The sequence below is a fragment of the Promicromonospora sp. MEB111 genome (genome assembly GCF_030209445.1).
Lineage (GTDB): Bacteria > Actinomycetota > Actinomycetes > Actinomycetales > Cellulomonadaceae > Promicromonospora.
In genome coordinates this window covers 401412-426920 of sequence record NZ_JARVSD010000008.1, presented here as the reverse complement: position 1 = coordinate 426920, position 25509 = coordinate 401412, and the positions used below count along the sequence as shown (strand labels likewise).

The following is a 25509-nucleotide window of genomic DNA, read 5'->3' as shown; positions in this document are numbered from 1 at the left end:
TACGCTGGCGCAATGACCACCGACGCCACGGGACTCACGTCGGGGATCGACCTCGACGCGCTCGACCCCGCAACCCGACCGCAGGACGACCTGTACCGCCACGTGAACGGGAGGTGGATCGACGGGCACGAGATCCCCGCCGACCGCGCGATGGACGGGGCGTTCCGCGCTCTCTACGACCAGGCCGAGGTGCACGTCCGGGAGATCATCCAGGACGCGCCCACCGGCTCCACGATCGGCGACCTGTACGCCAGCTTCATGGACACCGAGCGCATCGCCGAGCTCGGCACGACACCCCTGGACGAGGACTTCGCCCTGATCAAGGACGCCGGGGACGCCGCCGCGCTGACCCGCGCGCTGGGTGCGCTGCAGCGCACGGGCGGCACCGCCGGCGTGCGCTTCTGGGTGGACAACGACGCGTCCGACCCGGAGAAGTACGTCGTCTACCTGCGGCAGTCCGGGCTCGGCCTGCCCGACGAGGCGTACTACCGCGAGGAGCAGTACGCCGAGCTGCGCAAGAAGTACGTGCCGCACGTGGCCCGGATGCTGGGCTTCGCCCCGGTCCAGGAGACGTGGGGCATCACGCCCGAGGACGCCGCGCAGCGCGTGTACGACGTCGAGAAGCAGCTCGCCGGCCACCACTGGGACGTGGTGCGCGACCGCGACGCGACGCTCACCTACAACCCGATGACGCTGGCCGCGCTCGTCGACTCCGCGCCGGGCTTCGACTGGGTGGCCTGGGCCGAGGCGCTGGGCGTGCCGGCCGGGTCGTTCGACGACATCGTGGTGCGCGAGCCCGACTTCGCGACCGGGTTCGCCGCCCTCTGGAGCGAGCTGTCGCTGCTCGACTGGCAGCTCTGGATGACGTACCACGTGGTCAGCGCCCGGGCGCCGTACCTCACCGACGAGATCGTCGAGGCCAACTTCGACTTCTACGGTCGCACCCTCACCGGAGCGCAGGAGGTGCGCGAGCGTTGGAAGCGCGGCGTGGCGCTGGTCGAGGGCGCGCTGGGCGAGGTCGTCGGCGCGGAGTACGTCGCGCGGCACTTCCCGCCGTCGAACAAGGCCCGGATGGACCGCCTCGTGGAGGCGCTGGTCGCCGCCTACCGGGAGTCGATCGAAGGCCTCGACTGGATGACCGACGAGACCAAGGCGAAGGCGCTGACCAAGCTGGAGAAGTTCACCCCCAAGGTGGGCTACCCGGTGCGCTGGCGCGACTACTCGGGCCTGGAGGTGGACGCCGCCGACGTGCTCGGCAACGTGCGCCGCTCCAACGCGTTCGACCAGGACTACGAGCTGGCCAAGATCGGCAAGCCGCTGGACCGCGACGAGTGGTTCATGACGCCGCAGACCGTCAACGCCTACTACAACCCGGGCATGAACGAGATCGTGTTCCCCGCGGCGATCCTGCAGCCCCCGTTCTTCGACCCCGAGGCCGACGACGCCGTGAACTTCGGCGGGATCGGCGGCGTCATCGGGCACGAGATCGGGCACGGGTTCGACGACCAGGGCTCCAAGTACGACGGCGACGGCCGCCTCGAGGACTGGTGGACCGACACGGACCGGACCGAGTTCGAGAAGCGTACGAGCGCGCTGATCGCGCAGTACGACGCGTTCCGGCCGGCGCAGCTGGCGGCGTCCGCCGTCGGCGAAGGGGCAGGTACCGCAGGGGAGGCCGCCGCGGAGGGCCACGTCAACGGCAGCCTGACCATCGGCGAGAACATCGGCGACCTGGGCGGGCTGTCGATCGCGATCAAGGCCTACCGGATCGCGCTCGGCAAGCCGCTGGACGAGGCGCCCGTCGTGGACGGCCTGACCGCCCTGGAGCGGATCTTCCTCGGCTGGGCCCAGGTCTGGCAGTCCAAGGGCCGCGACGAGGAGGTGCTCCGCCGCCTCGCGACGGACCCGCACTCCCCCAACGAGTTCCGCTGCAACGGCGTGGTGAGCAACGTGGACGAGTTCTACGCGACCTACGACGTCCAGCCGGGCGACGCGCTCTACCTGGCCCCGGAGGACCGGGTCCGCATCTGGTAGTCGCCCCTCACCCTTGAGGCCCGGGTTTCTTCGCTTTGAGATGGCTCAAAGCGAAGAAACCCGGGCCTCAAAGGTGAGCGGAGGTCCAGCCGCCGGCGTCAGGCGTCCTTGGCCTGGGCCTTCAGCGCCCGCTCCGTGCCCGCCAGGGCCTCGACGACCAGACGGCGCAGCGCCGGGGCCGCGTCCGCGTTCGTCTGCAGCCACGCCGCGGTGGCGTCCCGCAGCTCCGGCGAGGCCAGCGGGGCCGGGTAGAAGCCCTCGATGATCTCCTCGGCGATGTGGTAGCTGCGTTCGTCCCACACCTTGAGCACGGCGTCCAGGTAGGGCTGCACGACGTCGGCCAGCGGGGCCGGGTCGTTCACGTGCAGGAACCCGAGGCCGGTGTTCCGGATGATCGCGTTCGGCACGTCGGCGGCGTCCACCACCGAGGACAGCGCGGCCAGCTTGCCCTCGACCGTGGGCTTGGCGGCCCGGGCGCGCGCGGCGGACTGGCGGCCCGTCGCGGTGTCGTCGGCGGCCAGCGTGGTGTCGATCTCCGCGTCGCCCGCCGCGCCGTTGAGCACCAGGCCCTCCAGCAGCTCCCAGCGCAGGTCGGTGTCGATCTCCAGCCCGTCGAGCGCGACCGAGCCGTCCAGCAGCCCGGACAGCGTGGCCACGTGCGCGGGCGTGGAGGCCACGTGCGCGAAGAACTTCACGAGCTGGAACTGCGTGTCCGAGGCGGCCTCGGCGTCGCCCACCAGGGACCAGAGCGTGTCGCCCACTTCTGCGAGCGTCTCCGCACGGGCCGACGGCGCCACGAACTGCTTGGCGGCCAGCACCATCTGGTTGAGCGTGGTGCGCAGCGTGGTCGACTCGGTCTCGCCGGCGATGCCGCCCAGCACGAGCTTCACGTACTCCGACGCCGGCACCTCGCCGTCGCGCACCGCGTCCCAGACCGATCCCCACACCAGGGAGCGGGCCAGCGGGTCCGCGATGTCGGCCAGGTGCTCCAGCGCCACCGCGAGCGAGGCCGGGTCGAGCCGGATCTTCGCGTACGCAAGGTCCGCGTCGTTGAGCAGCACGAGGGCCGGGCGGTCGAGCTCGACGAGCTCCTTCACGTCCGTCCGGGCGCCGTCGACGTCGACCTCGACGAAGTGGGTGCGCGCGAGCTCCCCGGCGTCGGACAGGCTGTAGAAGCCGATGCCGAGGCGGTGCGGGCGGATCGTGGGCCACTCGGCAGGGGCCGTCTGCTCCACGACGAACGACATGATGCGGCCGTGGCTGTCCGTCTCGATGACGGGGCGCAGCGTGTTCACGCCCGCGGTCTCCAGCCAGAGCTTGGACCAGGCCTTGAGGTCGCGGCCGCTGGTGGCCTCGAGCTCGGTCAGCAGGTCCGGCAGCTCCGTGTTGCCCCACGCGTGCTTGCCGAAGTAGGCGGAGACGCCCGCGACGAAGGCGTCCCGGCCCACCCAGGCCACGAGCTGCTTGAGCACCGAGGCGCCCTTGGCGTAGGTGATGCCGTCGAAGTTGACCTGGACGTCCTCCAGGTCCTTGATCTCCGCGACGATCGGGTGCGTGGACGGCAGCTGGTCCTGCTTGTAGGCCCAGGACTTCTCCATCGCGGAGAACGTGGTCCAGGCCGCCTCCCACTCTGTGGCCTCGGCCGTGGCGAGCGTCGAGGCGTACTCGGCGAACGACTCGTTGAGCCACAGGTCGTTCCACCACTTCATGGTGACCAGGTCGCCGAACCACATGTGCGCCAGCTCGTGCAGGATCGTCACGACGCGGCGCTCGCGCACGGCCTCGGTCACCTTGGAGCGGAACACGTACGACTCCGTGAAGGTCACGCAGCCCGCGTTCTCCATGGCGCCCATGTTGTACTCGGGCACGAAGAGCTGGTCGTACTTGGTGAACGGGTACGGCACGCCGAACGTCGACTCGTAGAACTCGAAGCCCTGGCGGGTCTTCTCGAAGATGTAGTCGGCGTCGAAGTGCGCCGACAGCGACTTGCGGCAGAACGCGCCGAGCGGGATCTCGCGGCCGTCCGACGACGTCAGCGACGAGCGGACCACCGCGTACGGGCCGGCCACCAGCGCCGTGATGTAGGTCGAGATACGGCCCGTGGGCTCGAAGGTCCACGTGGCGGCCTCGACACCGGCCTCGGTGGCGTGCTGCGCCGCGGCCGGCTCCGGTGTCGGCTCGTTGCTCACGACCTCCCACGCGGCGGGCGCGGTGACCGTGAACTGGAACGTGGCCTTGAGGTCGGGCTGCTCGAAGCAGGCGAACACGCGGCGCGCGTCCGGCACCTCGAACTGGGTGTAGAGGTACACCTCGCCGTCCACGGGGTCCACGAAGCGGTGCAGGCCCTCGCCCGTGTTCGTGTAGCCGCAGTCGGCGACGACGACGAGCTCGTTGTCCTCGGCCAGCCCGTCCAGGGCGATCCGGGAGTCGGCGAACACGGCGGCCGGGTCCAGCTCGCGGCCGTTCAGCACCACGGACCGCACCGTGGGGGCGACCAGGTCCACGAAGGTCGAGGCACCCTCCGTGGCGGTGAAGCGCAGCGTCGTGGCGGACGCGAAGGTCTCCGGACCAGTGGTCAGGTCCAGGGCGATCTCGTACGACTCGACCGATACCACGCCGGCTCGTTCGACCGCCTCGGCGCGGGTCAGGTTCTCTCCGGGCACGGGCCCTCCACGTCTGTCTGCTCATGGGCACCCAAGGCGCCCAGCGCGTCCGAATAACGCGCTTTATCGGTTGGCTTCTCGTCCGGTGTGTGAACTACCTGCGACGACTCGTCGATCATGCCACGCAGGAGTAACAGCGAGTAACGCCTTTGTGTACGATCGACCGCGGTCGCCCAGACCGACCGATTTGAGCTGAGGAGTTGCCCGATGTCCGGCACTGTGCCGCCCCCGCCACCGCCACCGGGCGGCAGCCCTGACGAGGAGCCCACCGCTCCCCTTCAGGAGCAGCACCCCGCCACCATGCCCACGCCTGTCCAGCAGGCGCCGGTGCAGCGTGTCTCGGCGGCGACGCGCAAGCCGCCCGCCATCTCGCCGACCAACCAGTTCGCCCAGGCCGTCACCCCCGCGCCGGCTGCACCGGGTGCTCCCATGGTGCAGTCCGTGCAGCGCGGCGGCGACCCGACGATGCAGCAGCAGTACTACCCCGAGCAGTACCAGCAGGGGTACGCGGCGCCGCAGGGCGGGCAGTACAACCAGGGCCAGTACCAGCAGGGTGGGCAGTACCAGCAGCAGCCCGGGCAGTACCAGCCGCCCGCTCAGTACCAGCCGCAGGGCTACGACCAGTACGGCCAGCCCGTCTACGCGGGCCAGCCGGGCGGTTACGAGCCCGAGCCCCCGCGCCGCAAGCTCAGCCCCGGCTGGATCGCGTTCATCGCCCTGGACGTGCTGCTCGTGATCGCCGCGATCGTGTTCGCCGTGAACCTGCTCGGCTCCCCCGACACCTCCGCCTCGGGCGGCGGTGAGTCCCCGGCCGCCGAGCAGTCGGCCGAGCCGGAGGCCGAGGAGGGCCTGGAGACGGACGGCGGGGCAGGCGTCGAGACGTTCGCCGCGCCGTCGCTCAACATCACCTGCACCATCTCGGCCGACGCCGCGACGTGCGGCATCGCGGAGCTCACCCAGAAGCCCGCGCCCGACGCCTCGTGCGACGGTGCGTCCGGCTACGTGGCGAAGGTCGACCCGAGCGGCAACGTGACGCAGCCGTGCGTGAGCAAGAACGACCAGCCCAAGAAGGCCAAGGGTGACGTCGCGATCCTCGACTACGGCCAGACCAAGAAGGCGCACGGCTTCACGTGCGCCAGCGCGGACACGGGCATGACCTGCGTGGCCGACGCGACAGGCAGCGGCTTCTCGATCGCCCGCGCGGGCATCGGCTCGGCCTGACCCGCACGACCCGGTATCGGGAAGTGCGCATCGACCCAGTCGTCGGGCCCGGAACTCACGTGGTTCCGGGCCCGGCGACTGGGTAGATGCGCACCTTCGGCCGGCCGGCGGACGGCGTCAGCGCGCGGGTTCCGGCTCCGGGGGCTCCTCGTTCATCACCGTGACGAGGCTGCGCAGGCGGGCGTTGGTGAACAGGTCCTCCAGCAGCACCACGGCGCCCGCCGAGTCCGCGAGCGGCACCCGCCAGTTCGGGTACTCGGAGTCGGTGCCGGGCTGGTTCTGCGTGCGGCGCTCGCCCACGGCGTCGGCCAGGGAGACCCCCACCAGCGCGGACGGCGTGTCCTTGAGGTAGCGGTGCAGGCCCTCGACGAGCTCGCGCTCGGACGGGTCGAACGTCGTCAGCCCGCGGCGCGACAGCGCCTCCACGAGCGACTCCCGCTCCTGGCGGGCCCGCGCGCGCAGGATCGTCGCGTCCTCCGTGAGCAGGCCGAGCCGCTCCCGCAGGTCCACGTGCTCCCCCGCCAGGTACCCGGCGGTGGGCGGCAGGTCGTGGGTGGTCACGGTGGCCAGGGCCGCGCTGCGGTAGGCCTCCGGCTCGATCGGCGCCCCGGCGGCGTCCCGCTCGAACAGCAGCACGGACGTGCCCAGGATGCCGCGCTCCGCGAGGTAGTCGCGGATCCAGGGCTCGAACGTGCCCAGGTCCTCGCCCACGATCGCCACCCCGGCGCGGTGCGCCTCCAGGCACAGGATGCCGATCAGGGCCTCGTGGTCGTAGGTGACGTACGCGCCCGCCGACGCGCGCGCCCCACCCGGGATCCACCACAGGCGGAACAGCCCCAGCACGTGGTCGACCCGCAGGCCACCGCAGTGGCGCAGCACGGTGCGCAGCATCTCGCGGTACGGCGCGTAGCCCACCTTGGCGAGCGCCCGCGGGTTCCACGGGGGCTGGGACCAGTTCTGGCCCTGCTGGTTGTACATGTCCGGCGGGGCGCCCACGGACACGCCGCGGGCGAGGACGGCGGAGTCCGCCCAGGCGTCGGCGCCGTCCGGGGACGAGCCGACGGCGAGGTCCTTGAACACCCCCAGCCGCATGCCGGCGTCGAGGCCGGCGCGGTGGGCCGCGCGGAGCTGCTCGTCGGCCACCCACTGCAGCCAGCAGTAGAACTGGACCCGGTCGGACAGGGCGTTGCGCAGGGTCTGCACGGCCGACGAACCCGGGTCGGCGAGCTCCGCCGGCCAGTCCCGGCCGTCGAGGTGCTCCTTGATGGCGCACCAGGTGGCGAAGTCGACCAGGCCGCGCCCCTGGGCCAGCACGAACTCGTCGAACGCCGTCTGCCGGGCCGCCGACCGCGGCGCTGTGTAGACCACCTCGAGCGCGGCCTTCTTGGCCTCCCAGACGGCGTCCCGGTCGATCGGCCCGGAGTCCTCGGACAGCTCCCGGACGGGCTCGGCGGCCCACTCCACGAGCGACCGGTCGGCGGCGGAGAGATACGCCGTCTCACGGATGTCCTCGACGCGGATGTAGAGGGGCGACATGAACCGCCGCGACGTCGGCAGGTACGGGCTCGGGGTCACCGGCAGCACGGGCTCGGTCGCGTGCAGCGGGTTGATCGCGACGAAGTCGGCCCCGCCGTTGTGCGCCGTCTGCCAGGCCAGGTCGCCCAGGTCGGCGAGGTCGCCCATCCCCCAGGAGTCCCGGGACCGCACCGAGTAGAGCTGGACCATGAAGCCCCAGGCCTGCTTGCGGGCGATCTTCTTGCGCAGCTCCAGCCGCGCGGGCGTCACCACGAGCGAGGCCTGCGCCGTCTGCCCACCCGACTCCGCGTGCAGCGTGTGCCAGCCGAGCGGCAGGGTGTCCGGGAGCGTGAACGTGGCCCGGCCGACCTTGCGGCTGTCCACGGTGCGCGGCTCGGCGTAGACGTCGGCCTGGCGCAGCTGCACCCGGGCACCCCGGACGGTGGCGAACGAGCCGGACGTGGGGGCGGCTCCGGGCGCCGTCACCCGCCAGGGCGTCGCGCTCGCCGGGACGACGGGCGTCTCGGCCTGCTCGAGCTCGACCCACGCGGTCACGTCCGCGCCGTCGGCGACGTGCACCGGGACCTGTACCTCGGTGCCCTCGCGCGTGACCACCGTGGGCGGCAGCATGGCACGCCACTCGTCGTCGCGGGCGCGCTCCAGGCTGGCCGTGACGGCGCCGGGGGTCGACGCCTGGACCCCGAGCGCCTCCAGCACCGCGACGAGCGTCGAAGGGCTGACCTGCTGCACGCGGCCGTCGTGGTCGGTGTACTCGCACTGCACGCCGTGGGCTGTCGCCAGCTCGGCCAGCTCCTGCGGCACGGTGGAGCCGTCTCCGGTGGACCCGGGCATCGGTTCGTCGGTCACAAGGAAAGATCCTGCCATCTACCGACCCGTACCGGGCGCAACCCGGCCCCGAGAACCCCGTGTCACGTCAGCTGACGCCGGGGGTGTCCCCCGTGACGCCCTCCTCGAACAGGGCGGGTGCGGAACGCGCCACGATCCCCGCGTCCAGCAGGGCGGCGTGCGCGGCCACGCGCAGCGACCGGGCGACCGCCCACTGCTGGGCCGGGCGCACCTGGGCGTGCAGCGTGAAGGTCAGGCCGCCCTGGTCCACCTCGTCGACGCCGCGCACCGACGGGGTCTCCAGGAGGCTGTCGGCCAGCTCGGGGTCGTTCTTGACGCGGTCGACGGCGCGGCCGAGCGCGGCGCGCACGGCGTCGATGTCGGCCCCCAGCGGGACCTGCACCGGGGCGACCGCGCGGCTCCACTCCTGGGTGCGGTTGCCCGCGCGCAGGATCTCGCCGTTGCGGACGTACCAGAGGGTGCCGTCGAACGCACGGACCTGGGTCAGCCGCAGGCCCATGGCCTCGACCGTGCCGACCACGCCGGCGCCGAGGTCCACGTTGTCGCCCACGCCGAACTGGTCCTCGATGAGCAGGAACACGCCGGAGATGAAGTCCTTGACCAGGCTCTGGGCGCCGAAACCGAGGGCCACGCCGACCACACCGGCACCGGCGATCAGCCCCGCAGGGTTCAGGCCCAGCACCTGCAGGATCGACATCACCATGAGCGTGCCGATCACGATGTTGACGGTCGAGTTCAGCACCGAGCCGACGGTCCGGGCGCGCTGGGCACGCCGCTCGGCGGCACGCGGGTTGACCGCGCCGAAGACGTCGGCCAGCGCCTGCGGGGTCATCAGCACGTTCTTGCGCTTGCGCTTGCCACTCGTGCCGGGCGCGGCACCCGGGGTGGTCACCGGGACCGCACCCGTGGTGGTGCCGACCGGAGGTGCCATCGTCTCGACCACGGAGCGCGGCTTCTGGCCGATCGCGATGCGCTCGGTGAGGGCGGTGACGACCCGCCGGAGGACGGCGATGGCGATCATCCCGATCACGACGATCAGGATGACCTTCAGGGGCTTGTTACCGAACCAGGCCCAGAAATCCTCGGCGCTGTCGAACACGGAGGCAGCAAGAGACTCGAACACGGCCCCCAACCTACTCGGGTCGAGCCTGCGGACCGGTACATCTCCGGCCGCGTCCGAGGGACCACTGCGCGACCTTCACAGCCCGTTCGCGCCCCGGTTGCACGCGGCCGACCAGCAGTGAGCAGATCACGGGCCCGGGAGCTCGTCCCGGGCCCGCGCACGTCACTCTCTACGGGTTCACGCCCTCGTGATCACACCCTGAGCGTGTCGAGCTCGGCCGCGAGGTTGTCCGCCTCGGGGCCGACGATCACCTGAACCACCCTGCCCGACCGCACCACGCCGAACGCTCCCGACGACTTCAGTCCGGGCTCGTCCACGAGGGACGGGTCGCTCACCTCGACTCGGAGCCGGGTGATGCACGGTTCCAGCTCGACGACGTTCGAGGTTCCCCCGAGTGCCGCAAGGATCTGGTCAGCCTTGGTCATGTCTCAACTCCCACCGTGCGTCGCTGCAGGTTTGTCCCCACCCTATCTGTGCTGGCAAGCCCTTCGCCCGGGCAATTGTCGACTTGCTCACACGAGACCGAGTTTCACCGGACCGTCATAGGCGGGTGGCAGGATGACTGGCGTGACACAGGAACCTTCCTTCTTCGAGGCCGTCGGCGGCCACGACACGTTCGTGCGCCTCGTCGACGCGTTCTACGACGGCGTCGCGGACGACCCGGTGCTGCGCCCCATGTACCCCGAGGAGGACCTGGGGCCGGCCAAGGAGCGTCTGACGCTGTTCCTCGAGCAGTACTGGGGCGGCCCCGGCACCTATTCCGCGCAGCGCGGCCACCCGCGCCTGCGGATGCGGCACGCGCCGTTCAAGGTGAACCCGGACGCCCGCGACCGCTGGCTCGCGCACATGCGGACCGCCGTCGACTCCCTGGGCCTCGCCCCGATCCACGAGTCGCAGCTGTGGGACTACCTGGAGCGCGCGGCCTTCAGCATGATCAACACGTTCGAAGACTGACCCCGCTCGAAGCCTGACCCAGAAGAACCGAAGGAGACGCCCGCACGTGGACGCCACCCCTGACCTGATCGCCGGCGACGCCACGTCGGACCACACGCCCGACGCGCTCGACCGCCTGCTGCAGGTGCTCGACCTGCGGCACCTGGAGGGCTGGGGACCGCGCGGCGAGGAGGACGTGCTGCGCGGGAACAGCATGCCCGCCCTGGCGAACCGCGCCTACGGCGGTCAGGTGCTCGCGCAGGCGATCCTGGCGGCGGACCGGACGGTGCCCGACGGCCGCCAGATCCACTCCCTGCACGGCTACTTCCTGCGGGAGGGGCGGGTCGAGGAGCCCATCGACTTCGCGGTGGAGCGGCTGCGCGACGGGCGCTCGTTCAGCGCGCGCCGCACCCACGCGATCCAGTTCGGCAAGCCGATCCTCTCGATGATCGCCTCCTTCCAGGAGGATCAGCCGGGCTACGACCACTCGATGCCGATGCCCGACGGCGTCCCCGCGCCCGACGAGGTCGGCTCCGCCTTCGACGAGCTCGGGTCCCTGCCGGACGGCCCCGACGTCCGCGCCCAGTTCTGGGCGGACTCGCCGTTCGAGCTGCGGCACGTGGGCGGGTCGCTGTACCTGCACCCGGACGCCGCGGTGGCCCAGGGCGGCACCCCGCCCGCCACGCAGCTCGTCTGGATGCGCACGCGCCGTCCGCTCGGCATCAAGGACCAGTCGATGCACCGCGCCCTGCTGGCCTACGCGTGCGACCAGCTCATGCTGGAGCCCGCCATGCGCGCGGCGGGCAAGTCCTGGCAGGACGTCGCCGCCACGGTGCCCATGGCCAGCCTCGACCACGGCATGTGGTGGCACCGCGACGTCCAGGTCGACGAGTGGATGCTGTTCGTGCAGTCCTCGCCCACGGCCCAGGGCGGCCGCGCCCTGGGCACCGCCAAGGTCTACACGCAGGACGGCGTGCTCGTGGCCTCGGCGGGCCAGGAGGGCATGATCCGGCTGCCGGCCTGACCCGCACCGCCCGGGGCACCGCCCGCCTGTCCTGTTACGCCCCGAGCTCCGCGAGCCGGTCACGGGCCGCCTGTACCGCCTGCCGGACCGTGCCGATCTCGTCCGGCGTCGCGGCGACGTCCACCCGCTGCTCCAGGGCGCGCACGAACAGCGCCAGCGCCTCCCCGAGGTAGGGGCGGGCCTGGTCGGCGTGCACCTCGAGCGCCTGGTCGTACCGGCACCGGCCCCAGTGCTGGAGGGCGAAGAACTCCAGCCGGCGCGCGTGCTCGATGCTCGCGGCGTGCTCCCCGTAGTAGAGCGCGGCCTCCAGGGCGAGCCCGAACAACAGGTCGGCCTCCGCGAACCGGTGCCGCCACTGGAGCACGTGGCCCAGCCGCAGCAGGGGCGGCACGGCGGCGAGGGGCACGTCGGCGGCGTGCGAGTGCGCGGCCGCGGCGTCGTCCACCGGACCGCCCGCCAGGCCGACGGCGAGCCAGCCGAGGCGCTCCGCCTCGGCCAGCTCCGTGTCGGGGTCGTCCGCCTCGGGGGCGAGGGCCCGGGTGAGCGGGACCCGGACGGCGAGCAGCGCCGGCTCGTCGCGGGCCGGACCCCCGGCCAGCTCGGCGAGATACGCCCGGGCGGCCGGGACGTCGTCGAACACCTCGTGCAGGGTGACCGGGTCAAGGTAGTGCTGGGGCAGATCCACTGTTCCTCCGTGGCCGAAACCAAGGGGGATGAATCTAGCAATTCGGACACACTGAGGGCCACTCAGCGGCGCCCCGCGTCAGCCGCGGTGGCGGAACGTGATCGGGTCCTCCTGGAACTCCTTCCACGCCAGGCGCTCCCCCTCGGTGAGGCGGCGCGGCCGGTCCGTGGCGGCGTCGACGAACACGAGCGTGGTGGTCGCCCGGGCGTAGGGCTTGCCGCCCGACGTCGGGCCGGTCTTCGCCATGCTCGCCGTGCCGTCGTGCACCTCGTAGCAGACCTCGGCGCTCGCCCCGCCGATCCGGCCGAGCCACATCTCCACGCGCACCGGCGTGCGGGTGAACAGCAGCGGGCGCAGGTACTCGATGCGCTGGCCGGCCACGAGCGTGTGGGAGTCGGCGTCGGGTCCGGTCGGCACCACGGCCGTGGGCCAGGCCTCGCCCTCCGGCGCCTCGGGATGCTGCCAGAAGGCGGTGATCCGGGCATCCTCCAGCAGGCGGAACATCGCCACGTTGTTGACGTGGGCGTAGGCGTCCAGGTCGGACCAGCGCAGCGTGACGGGGACGTGCAGGCGTGTCATGGTCCCTATCCTCTCCCGGCGGCAGACCTCAGCTCGCCGCGACCGTCGCCGCCGTCCGGCAGCTCGCGAGCCGGGCGAGCTCCTCGCTCACGGGCTCCCGCACCAGCCGGTCTGCGACCTTGCCCACCGACTGCCGCAGCCGACGGCGCGCCACGTTCGCCCGGCGGCGGGCGCCCAGGGCGCCGAAGATCCGGCACACCAGGGCGACCAGCAGGCCGAGCACCACCGAACCCAGCACCATCAGGGTGGGCCACGGGATGGTGAACGGGTCCACGCCCAGGCCCTCGCCCGAGCCCGACTCGGGCGCCCCCGGGAACACGACACCGTCGCCCGACCAGGTCGGCAGCGACAGCACGGGCGTGGGCGGCGGCGGGAGCTGCAGGTACGCGAACCCGAACAGCACGAACAGCCACAGCAGGCCCGCCGCGAGCACGACGACCAGGAGCCACTGCACCACGTTGACCAGCGACCACCACATCGGGCGGCGCTGCGCCTCGACCCGGGTCGCGGCCACGGCCTGGTCCAGGGCGTCGGGCAGCGTGTCGATCCCCGCCTGCCCGCGGGAGCGTGCCGCCAGCACCCACGGGTCCGCGACGCCGCGCGTCACCTCCTCGACGTAGCGCCGCACGGCCGAGGCCGCGGTGGACCGCACGGCGGGCCGCGCCGTCGGCAGCGACGTGCGCACCAGGTCCTCGCGGCCCGACGGCGCCCGGTGCTCCCGGTCCGCCGTCCGCAGCCCGAGCCGTCGCAGCGGGTCCTTGCGCAGCCGCCCGATCCAGCGCGTCAACGGCCAGCCGGTCGCCGACCGGGCGTCCCGGCGTGCGGAGACGCGGACGGCGTCGACCACCGTGGGCACGCCCGCGGCGTCCTCCAGGGCGGCCACCAGGTCGCCCGTGGCCTGGCTCCCGGCGCGCGACGGCGGCGGCGTGCCGCACTCGTCGACGATCCGCTGCGCCACCACCCGCTCGTCCGCGGCGAGCCGGGCCGTGGCGGCCTCGCGCCGCGCGGCCGCCCTGGCCAGCAGGCCGCGCAGGTCGTCGATGCCCTGACCGGTCTTCGCGGACACCGCCAGCACCCGCGCGCCGTCCAGGCCGTCCTCGGCCACGAGGCGCCTCAGGTCGGCGAGCATCGCGGACGTCTCCTCCACCGTCAGCCGGTCGGCCTGGTTGAGCGCGACGACCACCACCTCGGCACGCCCCGCGAGCGGGCGCAGGAAGCCCTCGTGCAGCGCGGCGTCCGCGTACTTCTGCGGGTCCACCACCCAGACCAGCAGGTCGGCACGCTGCACCAGGCGCTCGGCGCGCATCCGGTGCTCGGTGACGATCGAGTCGTGGTCGGGCAGGTCCAGCAGCACCAGCCCGGTCGTGTCCCCCGCAGGGGTTCGACGGCGGAACGGCCCGCGGCCGGCGGGCTCGTCGGGCACTCTCGGCGCGTCCTGTCCGCCCGGAGCGGGCTCGGCCGGGGGCCCCACGTGGTGCCGGCGGCCCACCTCCAGCCAGTCCAGCAGCGGGTCCGCGCCGTCGCCCCAGACCGCGGCCATCGGGTGCGACGTCGTCGGACGCCGCACGCCGGGCTGCGCGATCGCGGCGCCGGCCACCGCGTTCAGCACCGACGACTTGCCCGAGCCCGTGGCGCCGGCCAGCGCGACGACGGTGTGCTCCGCGGAGAGGCCGCCGCGCTCCCGCGCCCGGGTGACGACGGCGCGCGCCTCGTCCAGCAGCGCGGGCTCGATGCGGCCGTCCGCGGCCCGGATCGCCGTGTCGAGGGCCGTCGTGCGGTCGGCCAGGTCGAGCCGGCTCACCGGTCACCGTCCCCGAACAGGCGCTTCCAGAAGCCCTTCCGCGCCGGCTCCTCGGCCAGGTCGCCCCGGCCGTCCGCCGGCCCCGTGCCGCCCGACGGCGAACGGACGCCCCGCAGCCCGCGGCTCTCGGTCAGGTCCCCGACGCCCGCGGGCACCGCTTCCGTCTCAAGGGCCCGCGACCGGCGCTCCGCCGCGGCGGCCGAGGCGACGGCGTCGGCCGCCGTGCGCAGGGCGGAACCGCCCGCCTCCGCGGAGCCGAGCGCGTCGAGCTGCGCGGTGTAGCGGGCGGCCTGCCCGTCCATGACCGCCTGGATGCGGGCCCGCAGGCGGTCGCGGGCCTGCACGGCGAGCCGGCGCACGGCGTCCTCGCCGAACACGGCCTCCAGCAGCCGCTGGGCCAGCACCGCCGAACCGCCCGCGATGCCCACCTCGATGCCGGTGAGCCCGCCCGTCGAGGCGAACACGAAGATCATCAGCGCCACGCCCAGCCCGTTCACGCCGAAGGACAGGGCACGCGCCTTGCCGCGCTTGGACTCGCCCTGCTCGCGCACGAGCCCCAGGACGTCGCCCTGCCAGCCCCGGATCTGCTCGCCCACCTCGGCGCGCAGCGCCGCCGGCGTCCGCGACAGCTCCAGGCCCTCCAGCAGGGCCGTGCCCGCGGCGTCGCCGCGCCAGCCCTGGTAGGAACGCTCGGCGGCCTCCTCGGCGGCGTCCAGCACCACCGACTCCAGGCCGTGGGCGATCGCCTTCTCGACCTGGGGCGCCTCCTGGGGCTTGCCGCGGAAGAACGAGCTCACCGCGTCGCGGAACCGCCCGATGCCCTCCTCGACCGCGCGGAAGAACTCGCCCGTACCCACGAAGTCCTGCCACCGGGCGAGCACCTCGCCGCGCAGCAGCGCGCCGTCCGACGTCGCCGCGGCCACGTGCGCCACCGCGTCCGCGTAGGCCCGGTCCACCACGTGCCGCAGCCGTGCGTCGGCGGCCCGCTGCTCGTCGGCGGCGTCGGCCAGCCCGCCCGCCCGCACGACGAGGGAGTCCACCACGCCGTCGCGGGTCGCGGCGATGACCCGGCGACGCGCGTCGGCGTCGCCGCCCAGCCCTGTGAGCCAGCGCGAGACCTCCCCGACGGCGTCCTCGGGCAGCATGCCGTCGTCGGACAGGCTGTCCTCGGGGATGACGAACAGCGGGCTGTCGGTCAGCCCGTGCTCGACCATCATGTCCCGCAGGTCGTCGGCCGTGGCCTCCGCGCCCGGGTCCACCCGGTCCAGCACCATCGCCACCTGCGCCTTGCGCGCGGCGGCCTGGTTCAGCAGGTCCCACGGCACCGCGTCGGCGTAGCGCGCCGACGTGGTGACGAAGAGCCACAGGTCGGCCGCGCCGAGGAGCTGGGCGGCGAGCTCGCGGTTGGCGGTGTCGACCGAGTCGATGTCCGGCGCGTCCAGCAGCGCCAGGCCCTTGGGCAGCGAGTCGCTGGGCACCAGGCGCAGGGTGCGGGAGGGGTCGTGCGGCGTCCCGTGGCCCTGCTCCGCGACGGCGGGACCCACCGCGGACCTGGTCGGCGTCCCGGTGCCCGACGCCGTCACGCGCGCCAGGCCCGGCAGCACCCGGTCGGTCGAGAACCAGCGCGCGTCCAGCGGATGGTGCACCAGGACGGGTGCCTTCGTGGTGGGCCGCAGCACGCCCGGCTGCGTGACCCGCTCGCCCAGCACCGAGTTCACGAGCGTCGACTTGCCCGCGCCCGTGGACCCGCCGACCACGACGAGCAGCGGAGCCTTCTGGGCCCGCAGCCGCGGCAGCAGGTAGTCGTCGAGCTGGTCCATGGACCGGCGCAGCTCCGTGCGCGCCGCCTCGACGCCCGTGGTCTCCAGCGGCAGGCGCAGGGCGCCGAGCCGGGCCCGGAGCACCTCCAGCGCGCCGGTCAGACCGGACTCCTCGTCGGGGGCGGGGGGCGCGGCGGGCGTGGGAGCGGCGGCGGGTTCCGTGTCAGGCGCGTCGACGGGCGCCTCGGGCCCGGTCGTGGTGCCCCTGTCCGGCCCGTCCGCAGGCGTCGCGGCCTGGTCCGCAGGCGTCGCGGCCTGGTCCGCAGGCGTCCCGGCGGCGGGTCCCGCGGACGGCGCGGGAGCGGGTCCCGCGGGCAGCCCGGCGGTCTGCCAGGGGCTCGCACCGGGGTTCGGTCCGCCGGTCACCGCGCCGTCGTCGGGCTTCTCGGTCATGGCGCTCAGTCTGCCGCAGCAGCGCAGGTCAGGCGCGCCCGTGGCGTGGCAACAGGGTGAAGACGTCAGCCGCCGAGGCGCGAGCGCAGCCAGTCGAGGGCGGCATGCGCCACCTCGCGCTGCACGGCGCGGCCGTGGGGCGCGCCCGGCTCCGGCGGCCGCATCGACTCGAGCACCAGCGCACCGGCGACCACGGTCACGGCGCAGGTCAACGCCTCGGGGTCGACGTCGGGCAGGGGGTGCCGGTCGAGCACCACCCCGGGCGGCGGAGCGCCGTCGACCCGCAGGTACGGCAGCAGCAGCACGACGTCGAGGAACGACGCGCCGTGGGACGGCATGAACCAGTCGACGGCATGCGCGCTGGTCGCGTCCCAGCCGTGGTCGGTGATCAGGATCGACTCCCGGCGCAGCGCGCCGTGCACCAGACTCTTGCCGGACATCGCCTCGCCGGCGTAGCGGGCGATCTCCGCGAGGTGGTCGACCTTGTCGGAGAGCCACGGCGTGAAGGCCGACAGGCCGGCGGGCCGCATCGCGGCGATCGTGGCCCAGGCGTCCACGTCGATCAGGTCGAGCGCGTCGGGCAGGTCCGGGGGCGCCTCGGTCGAGCCGATCTGGATCGCGAGCTCGACCGCCGCGGCGAGGTCGCCGTCGTCCCAGGGGTCGTGCGGCGGCCGGATGGGTTCGTTCCGGTAGCCGAGCACCACCCAGCGGCCCGCCCCGGGCAGCACCTCGTCGACGTACCACTCGCGCTCCAGGCTCGGCACGTCGTCGGGCAGCGTGGCCAGCGAGGCCGCCTCCGCGGCCATCCGGTCCTGGGTCAGCGGGGCATCCGGCCCCACCGCCCGCACGATCGAGCGGGCCGACGCAGTCTGCAGCACGTCGAGCGGGGCCAGATCCGTGCCGCTCATGGGGGCCGAGCCGATCACGCGTCCCCCCATGGACTCGCTGACTCGAGAACGGACAGACGGGGGTAGATCGGACCAAGCCGGTCGCCGCACAGCGCTCATGGCCGGAGTGTGCCGAACTGCGCTTTCACCCGCAAACCACAGCACGTGTTGCGGGAACGACGTGGATCAGAAACCGAGCCTGGTCTGCAGCCACGACACAGCGGCGCGGGCCAGCCGGTGCTGGTAGGCGCGCAGCTCCGGCATGTCCGTGGGCGGCGTGTCCATCGACGACTTCACGTAGTGGCCCGCGAGCACCGCGATCCAGCAGGTCACGGCGTCACGCTCCGTGCCGGGCGGCAGCCCGTACCGGCGCAGCGTCGCCTCCGGCGGCGGGCCGTCGTTGGCGCGGACGTGCAGCAGCATCGAGACCAGGTCGAGGTACGGCGCCCCGACGCTGCCCCGGATCCAGTCCGTCACCAGCGGCTTCTCGCCCAGCCGCGCGGGCAGCATCACGTTCTGCACCCGCAGGGTGCCGTGCTGCAGGCTCGTGCCGGCGATCGCGTCGGGGGCGTGCGCCACGATCTCCGCGAGACCGTCCAGGCGGTTGGCGAGCCACGGCGAGTGGTTCGCGAGCCCGGCGGGGCGCTTGTCCGCGAGGTACTCCCACGAGTCCGTGGGGAACACCTTCTCCTCGGGCAGGAACATGGGGTCGCCCGGCGCCTCGATCTCGCCGATCCCCCGGACCACCTTGACCATGGTCGCGACGTCCTCGTCGGGCCAGGAGGGGTCGATCGGGCGCACGTTGGACTTCATCGCGTAGCCCACGGCGACCCACGTGCCGAGGTTGGGCAGCACGTCGTCGAGGGACCAGAGGAGCTCCGGGTGCGGGGCCGCGGCGGGCAGCAGCGGCGACAGCGCGATCTCCTGCCGCAGGAAGTTCAGCGGCCCCGGCTGCTCCGTGCCGATCGCCTTGACGAAGACGTGGCCCTTCGTCGTCTGCACCTGGAAGCGCGCGCCGGGCAGGATCCCGGAGTCGTCCGGTTGTCTGGCAGCGATCACACGGGCGCCGAGCAGATCGGTGATGCGGTCTCGCAGCAGGGGCGGAAGCTCTCGCCATCCGGGCCGTAGGGCAGGGCTCACTGCGGCATCCTGTCGAAGATGCCTACTGACAGCAAGGAACATATGCGAAATTCGCCCGTTATGCGGGCGCGGCGGCTCACCTTTGAGGCCCGAGTTTCTTGGCTTTGAGCGGGCTCAAAGCCAAGAAACTCGGGCCTCGAAGGGGATCAGCCGTCTGTCGTCAGTCGCGGGTCAGCTTGCGGTACGTGACCCGGTGCGGGCGGGCGGCGTCCGCGCCCAGTCGCTCGACCTTGTTGGCCTCGTACGACTCGAAGTTGCCCTCGAACCAGTACCAGTTGGACGGGTTCTCCTCGGTGCCCTCGTAGGCCAGGATGTGCGTCGCGACCCGGTCGAGGAACCACCGGTCGTGGGACACGACGACGGCGCAGCCGGGGAACTCCAGCAGGGCGTTCTCCAGCGAGCCGAGGGTCTCGACGTCGAGGTCGTTGGTGGGCTCGTCGAGCAGCAGCAGGTTGCCGCCCTGCTTGAGCGTCAGCGCCAGGTTGAGACGGTTGCGCTCACCACCGGACAGCACGCCCGCGGGCTTCTGCTGGTCCGGGCCCTTGAACCCGAACGAGGCCACGTAGGCCCGCGACGGGATCTCGACGTTGCCGACCTTGATGAAGTCGAGCCCGTCGGACACGACCTCCCAGAGGGTCTTCTTGGGGTCGATGCCGCCGCGCGACTGGTCGACGTAGGAGATCGAGACGGTCTCGCCGACCTTCAGCTCGCCACCGTCGAGCGGCTCCAGGCCGACGATCGTCTTGAACAGCGTGGTCTTGCCGACGCCGTTCGGGCCGATGACGCCGACGATGCCGTTGCGCGGCAGCGTGAACGACAGGCCGTCGATGAGCACGCGGTCGTCGAAGCCCTTCTTGAGGTTCGAGGCCTCCAGCACCAGCGAGCCCATGCGCGGGCCCGCGGGGATCTGGATCTCCTCGAAGTCGAGCTTCTTGGTGCGCTCCGCCTCGGCCGCCATCTCCTCGTAACGCGCCAGGCGGGCCTTGGACTTGGTCTGCCGGCCCTTGGCGTTGGACCGCACCCACTCCAGCTCCTCCTTGAGGCGCTTGGAGAGCTTGGCGTCCTTCTTGCCCTGGACCTCCAGACGCGCCTGCTTCTTCTCGAGGTAGGTCGAGTAGTTGCCCTCGTAGGGGTAGAGGCGCCCGCGGTCGACCTCGCAGATCCACTCCGCGACGTGGTCGAGGAAGTACCGGTCGTGGGTCACGGCGAGCACGGCGCCCGCGTAGGACGCGAGGTGCTGCTCGAGCCACAGCACGGACTCCGCGTCGAGGTGGTTGGTCGGCTCGTCCAGGAGGAGCAGGTCGGGCTTCTCCAGGAGCAGCTTGCACAGCGCCACACGGCGGCGCTCACCACCGGAGAGCAGCGTCACGTCGGCGTCCGGCGGCGGGCAGCGCAGCGCGTCCATCGCCTGCTCGAGCTGCGAGTCGAGGTCCCAGGCGTCGGCCGCGTCGATGTCCTCCTGCAGCGTGCCCATCTCGGCCAGCAGCGCGTCGAAGTCGGCGTCGGGCTGCGCCATGAGCTCCGAGATCTCGTCGAACCGCGCCTTCTTGGCCAGGATCTCGCCCACGGCCTCCTGGACGTTCCCGAGGACCGTCTTCTCCTCGTTCAGCGGCGGCTCCTGCTGCAGGATGCCCACGGTGTAGCCGGGCGACAGGCGCGCGTCGCCGTTGCTCGGCGTGTCCAGCCCGGCCATGATCTTGAGGATCGTGGACTTACCGGCACCGTTCGGGCCGACGACGCCGATCTTGGCGCCGGGCAGGAAGTTCAGCGACACGTCATCGAGGATGACCTTGTCGCCGTGCGCCTTGCGCGCCTTGTACATGGAGTAGATGTATTCAGCCACTGCCTGTGTTCCACCGTTCACAGAAGGTACGTCGGATGGGTGCGCTCGCACGGAGCGGGTGCCGGGGGCGTCCGCGCAGGAGATGCCTCCGGCACCCGCGGACCGCTGAGCACGACTAGGACCAGCCTACGCGGTCACGAGCTCCCGCTGCCCGACGCCCGCCCCGTCGCCCTGGTCTTCCTCGTCACCCTCGGGGACCGGCAGGTCGACGCCGAACGGGTCGGGCTCGCCCGCCCGCGCCGCGACCAGCCCGTCGTCGCCCGGAAGCGCGGGCAGCCCGCCCTCCTCGGGGGAACCGGGCATCGGCTCGTGGTGGACGAGCCGCGAGAACTCGACCTTGCCGCGGGTCGCGTCCACACCGACCCCCGTCGCGGCGATCACCAGCCCGCTCCGGGGCTCGCCGTCCGGGCCCGCCCACTCGTCCATCTCGAGCCGGCCCGTGACGACCACGGGGTCGCCCTTGCGGACCGACCGGACCAGGTTCACCGCCGCCGTCCGCCACGCCTTCACCGTGAACCAGAGCGTCGCGCCGTCGGTCCACTCGCCGGCGTCGTTCACGTAGCGCCGCGTGCTGGCCACGCGGAACATGGCGAACGGCTTGCCCGTGCCCGTGTGCAGCGCCGGGGAATTGCCGGCGAAGCCGGAGACAGTCACCGTCACGTCGTTCATGGAGCCCTCCTGGGTGTCCGGACCGGCCCTCGCGGCCGGCCCGTACCCAGCATCAGGCGCGGACGGAGCGCAGGTCGGACAGTCCGAAGTCACCTGTTGACGCAACCCGGATCTGGCTGCCTGTGGTCGCGTTCTCTTCCACACGAAGCGGTATCGAGGGTCCGTCGTCGCGCGCACTCTGTGCGAGCTCGCGCACCGCGCGGTGCTCGTCGAGCAGGCGCTGGGTGGGGACGCCGAGGGTCTGGCGCAGCACCCGCTCGAGCGCGGCGCGGCCCGACGCGATGACGGCCTGCGCCCGGCGCGCGGCGAGCGCACGGCGCATCTGCATCGCCACGAGGAACACGACGAGCGCCGCGACCGCCGCGACCACGGCGGCCACCCCGAGCACGGTGGTCCAGGTGTCGCCCACGGGCAGGATCCCCGTCGAGGCCAGCACCGTGCAGATCCCGAGCAGCACCGCGAGCAGCACCGCCCCGAGCGCCAGGCGGCGGGTGAGCGGCTGCGTCGTCGGGCCGCGGGTGTCCAGGGTGACGCCCTGCAGCGCCGTCGACACGGCGCTCGTGACGTCGCGGGCGCTCGCCACGCTCTCGGCGAGCGAACGCTGCCAGCCCGGCTTCAGCGACTCCCCGGAACCGGTGAGCCAGCGCGAGCGGGACAGCGCGATCGAGTCCGGGTCCGGGTTGCGGAACTCGGGCGAGCCGTAGCCGTTGCGCACCGCGGCGCCGACCTGCGCGGCGACGGACTCCAGGCCGGCCGCCCGCGCGAGGGCGTCGATCTCGCGCTCCAGGACGGTGTCGATGTGCCACGGCACCTCTGCCGGGGTCTGGCTGAGCAGCAGCGTCGCGGCGGCGTCCAGCTCGCCCGCGGCGCGGCCGGCCGAGACGGACCGGCGGGCCACGGTCTGCTCCAGCAGCCCGCGCAGGTCGTCGATGCCGATGTCCGTCTTGCTCGACGCCGCGATGACCGGCACGTTGTCCAGGCCGTCGTCGCGCAGCAGGCGCTTCACGTCGTTGACCAGGTTGTCGCGCTGGCCCACGGGCACGGTGTCGATCTGGTTGAGCACCACCACGGTCGAGGCCCGCATGCCGGACGAGTCGCGCAGGTAGCCCGTGTGCAGGGCGTCGTCGGCGTACTTCTGCGGGTCCACGACCCAGACCAGCAGGTCGACCAGCGGCAGCACCTTGTCCACGACCTCGCGGTGGGCGGGCGCGACCGAGTCGTGGTCGGGCAGGTCCAGCAGCACGAGCCCGCCCAGGGCGGCCTCGTCCGCCGAGTCCAGCTCGCCGGCCCGGGTGATGCGGCGCTCCCGCTCCACGCCGAGCCAGTCCAGCAGCGTGGCGGCGTCGTCGCTCCACGAGCAGGCGGTGACCTTGGCGGTGGTGGGGCGCTTGACGCCGACGTCGGCGAAGGTGAGGCGGGAGATCTTGTTGAACGTGCTCGACTTGCCCGACCCGGTGCCGCCCGCGAGCGCCACCACCGTGTGGTCCACACCGAGCGCGAGCCGTTCACGTACCCCGGCCACGGAGCTGGCGACCTTGCCGAAGACCGTGTCGTCGAGGCGGGATCCGGCGATCTGGAGGGCTCGGCCGAGGTCCTCGGTCCGAGCGCCGAGGGTCGCGTCGTGGCTCGTCATGTCAGCCTCCTGAGCTCGGCCAGCCGCACGCGGAGCGGAGCGGCCGCGTCGTCGGCTAGCGCGGGGACGTCAAGGGCACTCTGGACAGAACGGGCCTCTTCCGCAACCGCTAGCGCGACCTGGTCGGCAAGTTCGCCCTGCAGCTCCTCGATCGAGTCCCCCGCGCTGTCGCCGAGCACGCGGTCGACGAGCGCCAGGGAGTCCTCGTTGCCGAGCGCGGCGGCCTGCAGGAGCGTCGCGAGCCCGGCGTCGCCGAACGCCTTGCGGGCACCGGTGGCGCGGGCCACCGCCTCGGCGTCGGACGTCTCGGGGTCGGCGTCCGCCATCCGGCCGATGACGTCGTCGGCCAGCCGGGACCAGGCCGCGGCCGCCTTCTGGCCCCAGGCGAGGCGCTCCTTGGCGCGGCTCGTGGCGGACGGGAGGATCGTCTCGCCGGCGGGCGGCGCTCCGGGGCCGGCCAGTGCGCCGCGCAGGCTCTCCTCGGTGCGCACGCCGGCGGCCACGAACGCTCGGGTCGCGGTGGCCTCGACCTCCTCGCGCAGCCGGAGCAGGGCCGCCTCGCGGGCCTTCCCGGCGCGCTTGGTGGTCCGCGCGATGCCGTCGCGGACGGTGACCCGGGAGATGTGGTCGGTGCTGGCGATCTCGGCGAACCGTGCGGCGACCGTGCCCTCGCCGGACGTCCCCGACAGGACGGCGGTCCGGGCGGCGAGCTGCGCGTCCGGGACCACGGCCTGGACGGCGTTGCGCAGGTCGAACGCGGCGGTGCCCTGCTGCTCCACGGCGGTGACGAGCCCCGTCACCCAGTCCGGGAGGGCGCCGATCGCGCCCTTGAGGGTGCGCAGGATGACGGTGCGCGAGCGCTCGGGACCGGCCATCAGGTTGAGCCAGCGCTGGATGGGCGCCACGAGCTTGGGGTCGAGCAGCCCTTCGTGCGGCCCGACGTCGGGCACGATGAACAGCGGGACGTCCTTCATCCCGCGTTCCTTCATGCGGGTGTTGAGGTCGGTGCGGACCGTCGTCAGGTTCTCCCTGGGTACCCGGTTGAGCACCATGGCCACGCTCGCGCCGCGCTCCTTGGCGCGGTCGAGCGCCTGCCACGGGAGCGCGTCGCCGTAGCGGGCGGCCGTGGTGACGAACAGCCAGAGGTCGGCCGCCTCCAGCAGCTGGTGGGCCGTGGAGCGGTTCTCCTTGAGGAGCGAGTCGAGGTCGGGCGCGTCCATCAGCGCGGTGCCGCGCGGCACGCCCTCGTGCTTGACGAGCCGGGCGAGCTCGGTGACGGGACCCGTGGTGAGCGTGTCGACGTCGCGCGGGTGCACGCCCACGACGGGCTCGCGGGTGGTGGGCCGCAGCACCCCGGCCTCGGACACCTCCTCGCCCAGGAGGCTGTTGAAGAGGGTGGACTTGCCGGCTCCCGTGGAGCCCGCGAGCACCACGACGGCGGGGCTGGAGAGCTCGGCGAGGCGCGGCAGCAGGTGCTCGTCGAGCTGGGCCAGGAGACGCTCCCGGGACGCCTCGGCCTCCTCGGCGCCGTCGACGGGCAGGGGCAGGGTGGCCGCGGCGACGTCGCGGCGCAGGTCCTGCACGACGTCGTGCACCGTGAAGCCGAGCTGCTCCGCAACGTTCGGGTCCACACCACCCCGACGGCCGAGCACTGCGGAGCGTGTTCCTGGAGTCACGGCTTCATCCTGATAGGTCAAGATCGTTCTGCCAAGCCGTAGCGGCTGGTGGGTGTGCAGAAACACAGGTTCTCTGCAGGCCGCCGGAGTGAGTCTCCGGCGCCCGACGACAGCAGATCAGTGCCCCCGGCAGGATTCGAACCCGCGACCTAGTCATTAGAAGTGACCCGCTCTATCCAGCTGAGCTACGGAGGCAAGCGAGCCGAGTTTAGCCTAGGCCGGGCCGGTCTTGACCATGCCAAATGGGGAACGAGCGCTCCGGCATCCCGCCGTCAGCCGCACCGTCGTGCGGGCGGACGGCGGCCGGCGGCGAACGCGGCGGGCGGCACGCCCATGAGGCGGCGGAACTCGCCGGTCATGTGCGACTGGTCGTAGTAGCCCGCGGATGCCGCGACGTCGGCCCAGCGCAGCCCGGACACGGCCTCGGCCTCGGCCGCGAGCACCGTCCGCACCCGGGCGATCTGTGCGTAGTGCTTCGGCGAGAGACCGGAGCCCTCCATGAACAGCGACCGCAGTCGCCGCTCGCTGACGTGCAGCCTTCGTGCGGTGTCCGCGACGCTCTGCTCCACCAGCAGCCCGGCCGCCGCCGCGACGACGTCGTCGTCGTCCCGACGTCCCGCGAGCGCGCCCACCAGCGCGCCGACCGGGTCCTCGACCAGACCTTCGACGTCGAGGCCAGGCATTCCCTGGACCTGGGCCGTCCGGTCGGCCAGGTCCCGGACGGACTGTCCGAGCACCGCAGCCGCCCGCCCCGGCTGCAGCCGTACCCGCACGCAGGACGGGCCGGGACCGGCGACGTGATATTGCGCACGGGTCCGCGGTCCCAGCACGACCAGCTCGCGCCGCTCGCCCGGAACGGTGCGCACGAGGAGGGTGGTGGCGTGGTCGGGCACGTCCACCACGTCCTCACCGGACGCCGCGGCCACGTCGATCCCCGCCACCCAGGGCCGCAGCTCGTCCGGCACCACCAGCTCTCCCATGGCGCCACGGTAGCCTCGACCAC

At 72.9% G+C, this 25509-nt stretch carries 19 protein-coding genes and 1 tRNA gene; 4 read left to right on the top strand and 16 right to left on the bottom strand.

Features of this window, described 5'->3' with window-relative positions:
* Window positions 1–12 precede the first annotated feature (12 nt).
* Window positions 13–2034, top strand: a complete 2022-nt coding sequence (locus QRN56_RS10800; RefSeq protein ID WP_285103047.1) for a M13 family metallopeptidase — start codon at window positions 13–15, stop codon at window positions 2032–2034.
* A gap of 98 nt (window positions 2035–2132) precedes the next feature.
* Here the strand turns inward: QRN56_RS10800 and pepN are convergent, their stop codons facing one another.
* Window positions 2133–4697 carry an aminopeptidase N gene (pepN, locus tag QRN56_RS10795; RefSeq protein ID WP_285103046.1) on the bottom strand — a complete coding sequence of 855 codons (2565 nt, stop codon included), beginning with the start codon at window positions 4695–4697 and terminating at the stop codon, window positions 2133–2135.
* Window positions 4698–4904: 207 nt separating this feature from the next.
* Between pepN and QRN56_RS10790 the strand changes: the two genes are divergently transcribed.
* The gene (locus QRN56_RS10790) at window positions 4905–5918 is read left to right on the top strand and encodes a hypothetical protein (RefSeq protein WP_285103045.1); all 1014 of its coding nucleotides are present in this window, start codon (window positions 4905–4907) and stop codon (window positions 5916–5918) included.
* A gap of 117 nt (window positions 5919–6035) precedes the next feature.
* Here QRN56_RS10790 and malQ read toward each other — a convergent pair whose 3' ends face one another.
* The 3 genes from malQ to QRN56_RS10775 all read right to left on the bottom strand — a co-directional run bounded on the left by malQ (window position 6036) and on the right by QRN56_RS10775 (window position 9848).
* Complete coding sequence (gene malQ, locus QRN56_RS10785; RefSeq protein ID WP_285103175.1) at window positions 6036–8285, bottom strand: 4-alpha-glucanotransferase; 2250 nt, start codon at window positions 8283–8285, stop codon at window positions 6036–6038.
* Between the two features lie 82 nt (window positions 8286–8367).
* Complete coding sequence (locus QRN56_RS10780) at window positions 8368–9423, bottom strand: mechanosensitive ion channel family protein (protein ID WP_285103044.1); 1056 nt, start codon at window positions 9421–9423, stop codon at window positions 8368–8370.
* Between the two features lie 191 nt (window positions 9424–9614).
* On the bottom strand, window positions 9615–9848 hold the full coding sequence (locus QRN56_RS10775; RefSeq protein WP_020018155.1) for a PTS sugar transporter subunit IIB: 234 nt from the start codon (window positions 9846–9848) through the stop codon (window positions 9615–9617).
* Window positions 9849–9990: 142 nt separating this feature from the next.
* Here QRN56_RS10775 and QRN56_RS10770 point away from each other — a divergent pair, with 142 nt between their 5' ends.
* Together QRN56_RS10770 and QRN56_RS10765 are read left to right on the top strand one after the other, a co-directional pair.
* Window positions 9991–10377, top strand: coding sequence for a globin (locus tag QRN56_RS10770; RefSeq protein WP_285103042.1), 387 nt, complete (start codon window positions 9991–9993; stop codon window positions 10375–10377).
* Between the two features lie 46 nt (window positions 10378–10423).
* The gene (locus tag QRN56_RS10765) at window positions 10424–11380 is read left to right on the top strand and encodes an acyl-CoA thioesterase (protein ID WP_285103040.1); all 957 of its coding nucleotides are present in this window, start codon (window positions 10424–10426) and stop codon (window positions 11378–11380) included.
* 34 nt (window positions 11381–11414) lie between these two features.
* Here QRN56_RS10765 and QRN56_RS10760 read toward each other — a convergent pair whose 3' ends face one another.
* From QRN56_RS10760 to QRN56_RS10705, 12 genes are all read right to left on the bottom strand, one after another.
* Window positions 11415–12065, bottom strand: coding sequence for a hypothetical protein (locus tag QRN56_RS10760; RefSeq protein WP_285103038.1), 651 nt, complete (start codon window positions 12063–12065; stop codon window positions 11415–11417).
* A gap of 78 nt (window positions 12066–12143) precedes the next feature.
* Window positions 12144–12644: an acyl-CoA thioesterase gene (locus QRN56_RS10755; protein ID WP_285103036.1), complete on the bottom strand. Its 501-nt coding sequence runs from the start codon at window positions 12642–12644 to the stop codon at window positions 12144–12146.
* Between the two features lie 28 nt (window positions 12645–12672).
* The gene (locus QRN56_RS10750) at window positions 12673–14445 is read right to left on the bottom strand and encodes a GTPase (RefSeq protein WP_285103034.1); all 1773 of its coding nucleotides are present in this window, start codon (window positions 14443–14445) and stop codon (window positions 12673–12675) included.
* Window positions 14442–16658 (bottom strand): dynamin family protein, encoded by a 2217-nt coding sequence (locus QRN56_RS10745; RefSeq protein ID WP_285103031.1) that lies wholly within the window; start codon window positions 16656–16658, stop codon window positions 14442–14444. Before QRN56_RS10745 ends, QRN56_RS10750 begins: the two co-directional genes overlap by 4 nt.
* A 65-nt stretch (window positions 16659–16723) precedes the next feature.
* On the bottom strand, window positions 16724–17566 hold the full coding sequence (locus QRN56_RS10740) for a hypothetical protein (protein ID WP_285103029.1): 843 nt from the start codon (window positions 17564–17566) through the stop codon (window positions 16724–16726).
* Between the two features lie 165 nt (window positions 17567–17731).
* Window positions 17732–18685: a phosphotransferase gene (locus QRN56_RS10735; protein WP_285103028.1), complete on the bottom strand. Its 954-nt coding sequence runs from the start codon at window positions 18683–18685 to the stop codon at window positions 17732–17734.
* A 160-nt stretch (window positions 18686–18845) separates the two neighbouring features.
* Window positions 18846–20528, bottom strand: coding sequence for an energy-dependent translational throttle protein EttA (gene ettA / locus QRN56_RS10730; RefSeq protein ID WP_285103027.1), 1683 nt, complete (start codon window positions 20526–20528; stop codon window positions 18846–18848).
* A gap of 126 nt (window positions 20529–20654) precedes the next feature.
* The gene (locus QRN56_RS10725; RefSeq protein ID WP_285103025.1) at window positions 20655–21197 is read right to left on the bottom strand and encodes a single-stranded DNA-binding protein; all 543 of its coding nucleotides are present in this window, start codon (window positions 21195–21197) and stop codon (window positions 20655–20657) included.
* A gap of 52 nt (window positions 21198–21249) precedes the next feature.
* Entirely contained in the window at window positions 21250–22830 is a 1581-nt protein-coding gene (locus QRN56_RS10720) for a GTP-binding protein (RefSeq protein WP_285103023.1), read from the bottom strand.
* On the bottom strand, window positions 22827–24506 hold the full coding sequence (locus QRN56_RS10715) for a GTPase (protein WP_285103021.1): 1680 nt from the start codon (window positions 24504–24506) through the stop codon (window positions 22827–22829). Before QRN56_RS10715 ends, QRN56_RS10720 begins: the two co-directional genes overlap by 4 nt.
* A gap of 121 nt (window positions 24507–24627) precedes the next feature.
* Window positions 24628–24701, bottom strand: a tRNA-Arg gene (locus tag QRN56_RS10710).
* A 77-nt stretch (window positions 24702–24778) separates the two neighbouring features.
* On the bottom strand, window positions 24779–25486 hold the full coding sequence (locus tag QRN56_RS10705) for a helix-turn-helix domain-containing protein (protein WP_285103019.1): 708 nt from the start codon (window positions 25484–25486) through the stop codon (window positions 24779–24781).
* Window positions 25487–25509 lie beyond the last annotated feature (23 nt).

Coding starts and splice junctions, on each gene's coding strand:
- QRN56_RS10800 (WP_285103047.1), top strand. CDS start 13: ATGACCACCGACGCCACGGGACTCACGTCGGGGATCGACCTCGACGCG.
- QRN56_RS10790 (WP_285103045.1), top strand. CDS start 4,905: ATGTCCGGCACTGTGCCGCCCCCGCCACCGCCACCGGGCGGCAGCCCT.
- malQ (WP_285103175.1), bottom strand. CDS start 8,285: ATGCCCGGGTCCACCGGAGACGGCTCCACCGTGCCGCAGGAGCTGGCC.
- QRN56_RS10775 (WP_020018155.1), bottom strand. CDS start 9,848: ATGACCAAGGCTGACCAGATCCTTGCGGCACTCGGGGGAACCTCGAAC.
- QRN56_RS10755 (WP_285103036.1), bottom strand. CDS start 12,644: ATGACACGCCTGCACGTCCCCGTCACGCTGCGCTGGTCCGACCTGGAC.
- QRN56_RS10745 (WP_285103031.1), bottom strand. CDS start 16,658: ATGACCGAGAAGCCCGACGACGGCGCGGTGACCGGCGGACCGAACCCC.
- QRN56_RS10740 (WP_285103029.1), bottom strand. CDS start 17,566: ATGAGCGGCACGGATCTGGCCCCGCTCGACGTGCTGCAGACTGCGTCG.
- QRN56_RS10725 (WP_285103025.1), bottom strand. CDS start 21,197: ATGAACGACGTGACGGTGACTGTCTCCGGCTTCGCCGGCAATTCCCCG.
- QRN56_RS10720 (WP_285103023.1), bottom strand. CDS start 22,830: ATGACGAGCCACGACGCGACCCTCGGCGCTCGGACCGAGGACCTCGGC.
- QRN56_RS10705 (WP_285103019.1), bottom strand. CDS start 25,486: ATGGGAGAGCTGGTGGTGCCGGACGAGCTGCGGCCCTGGGTGGCGGGG.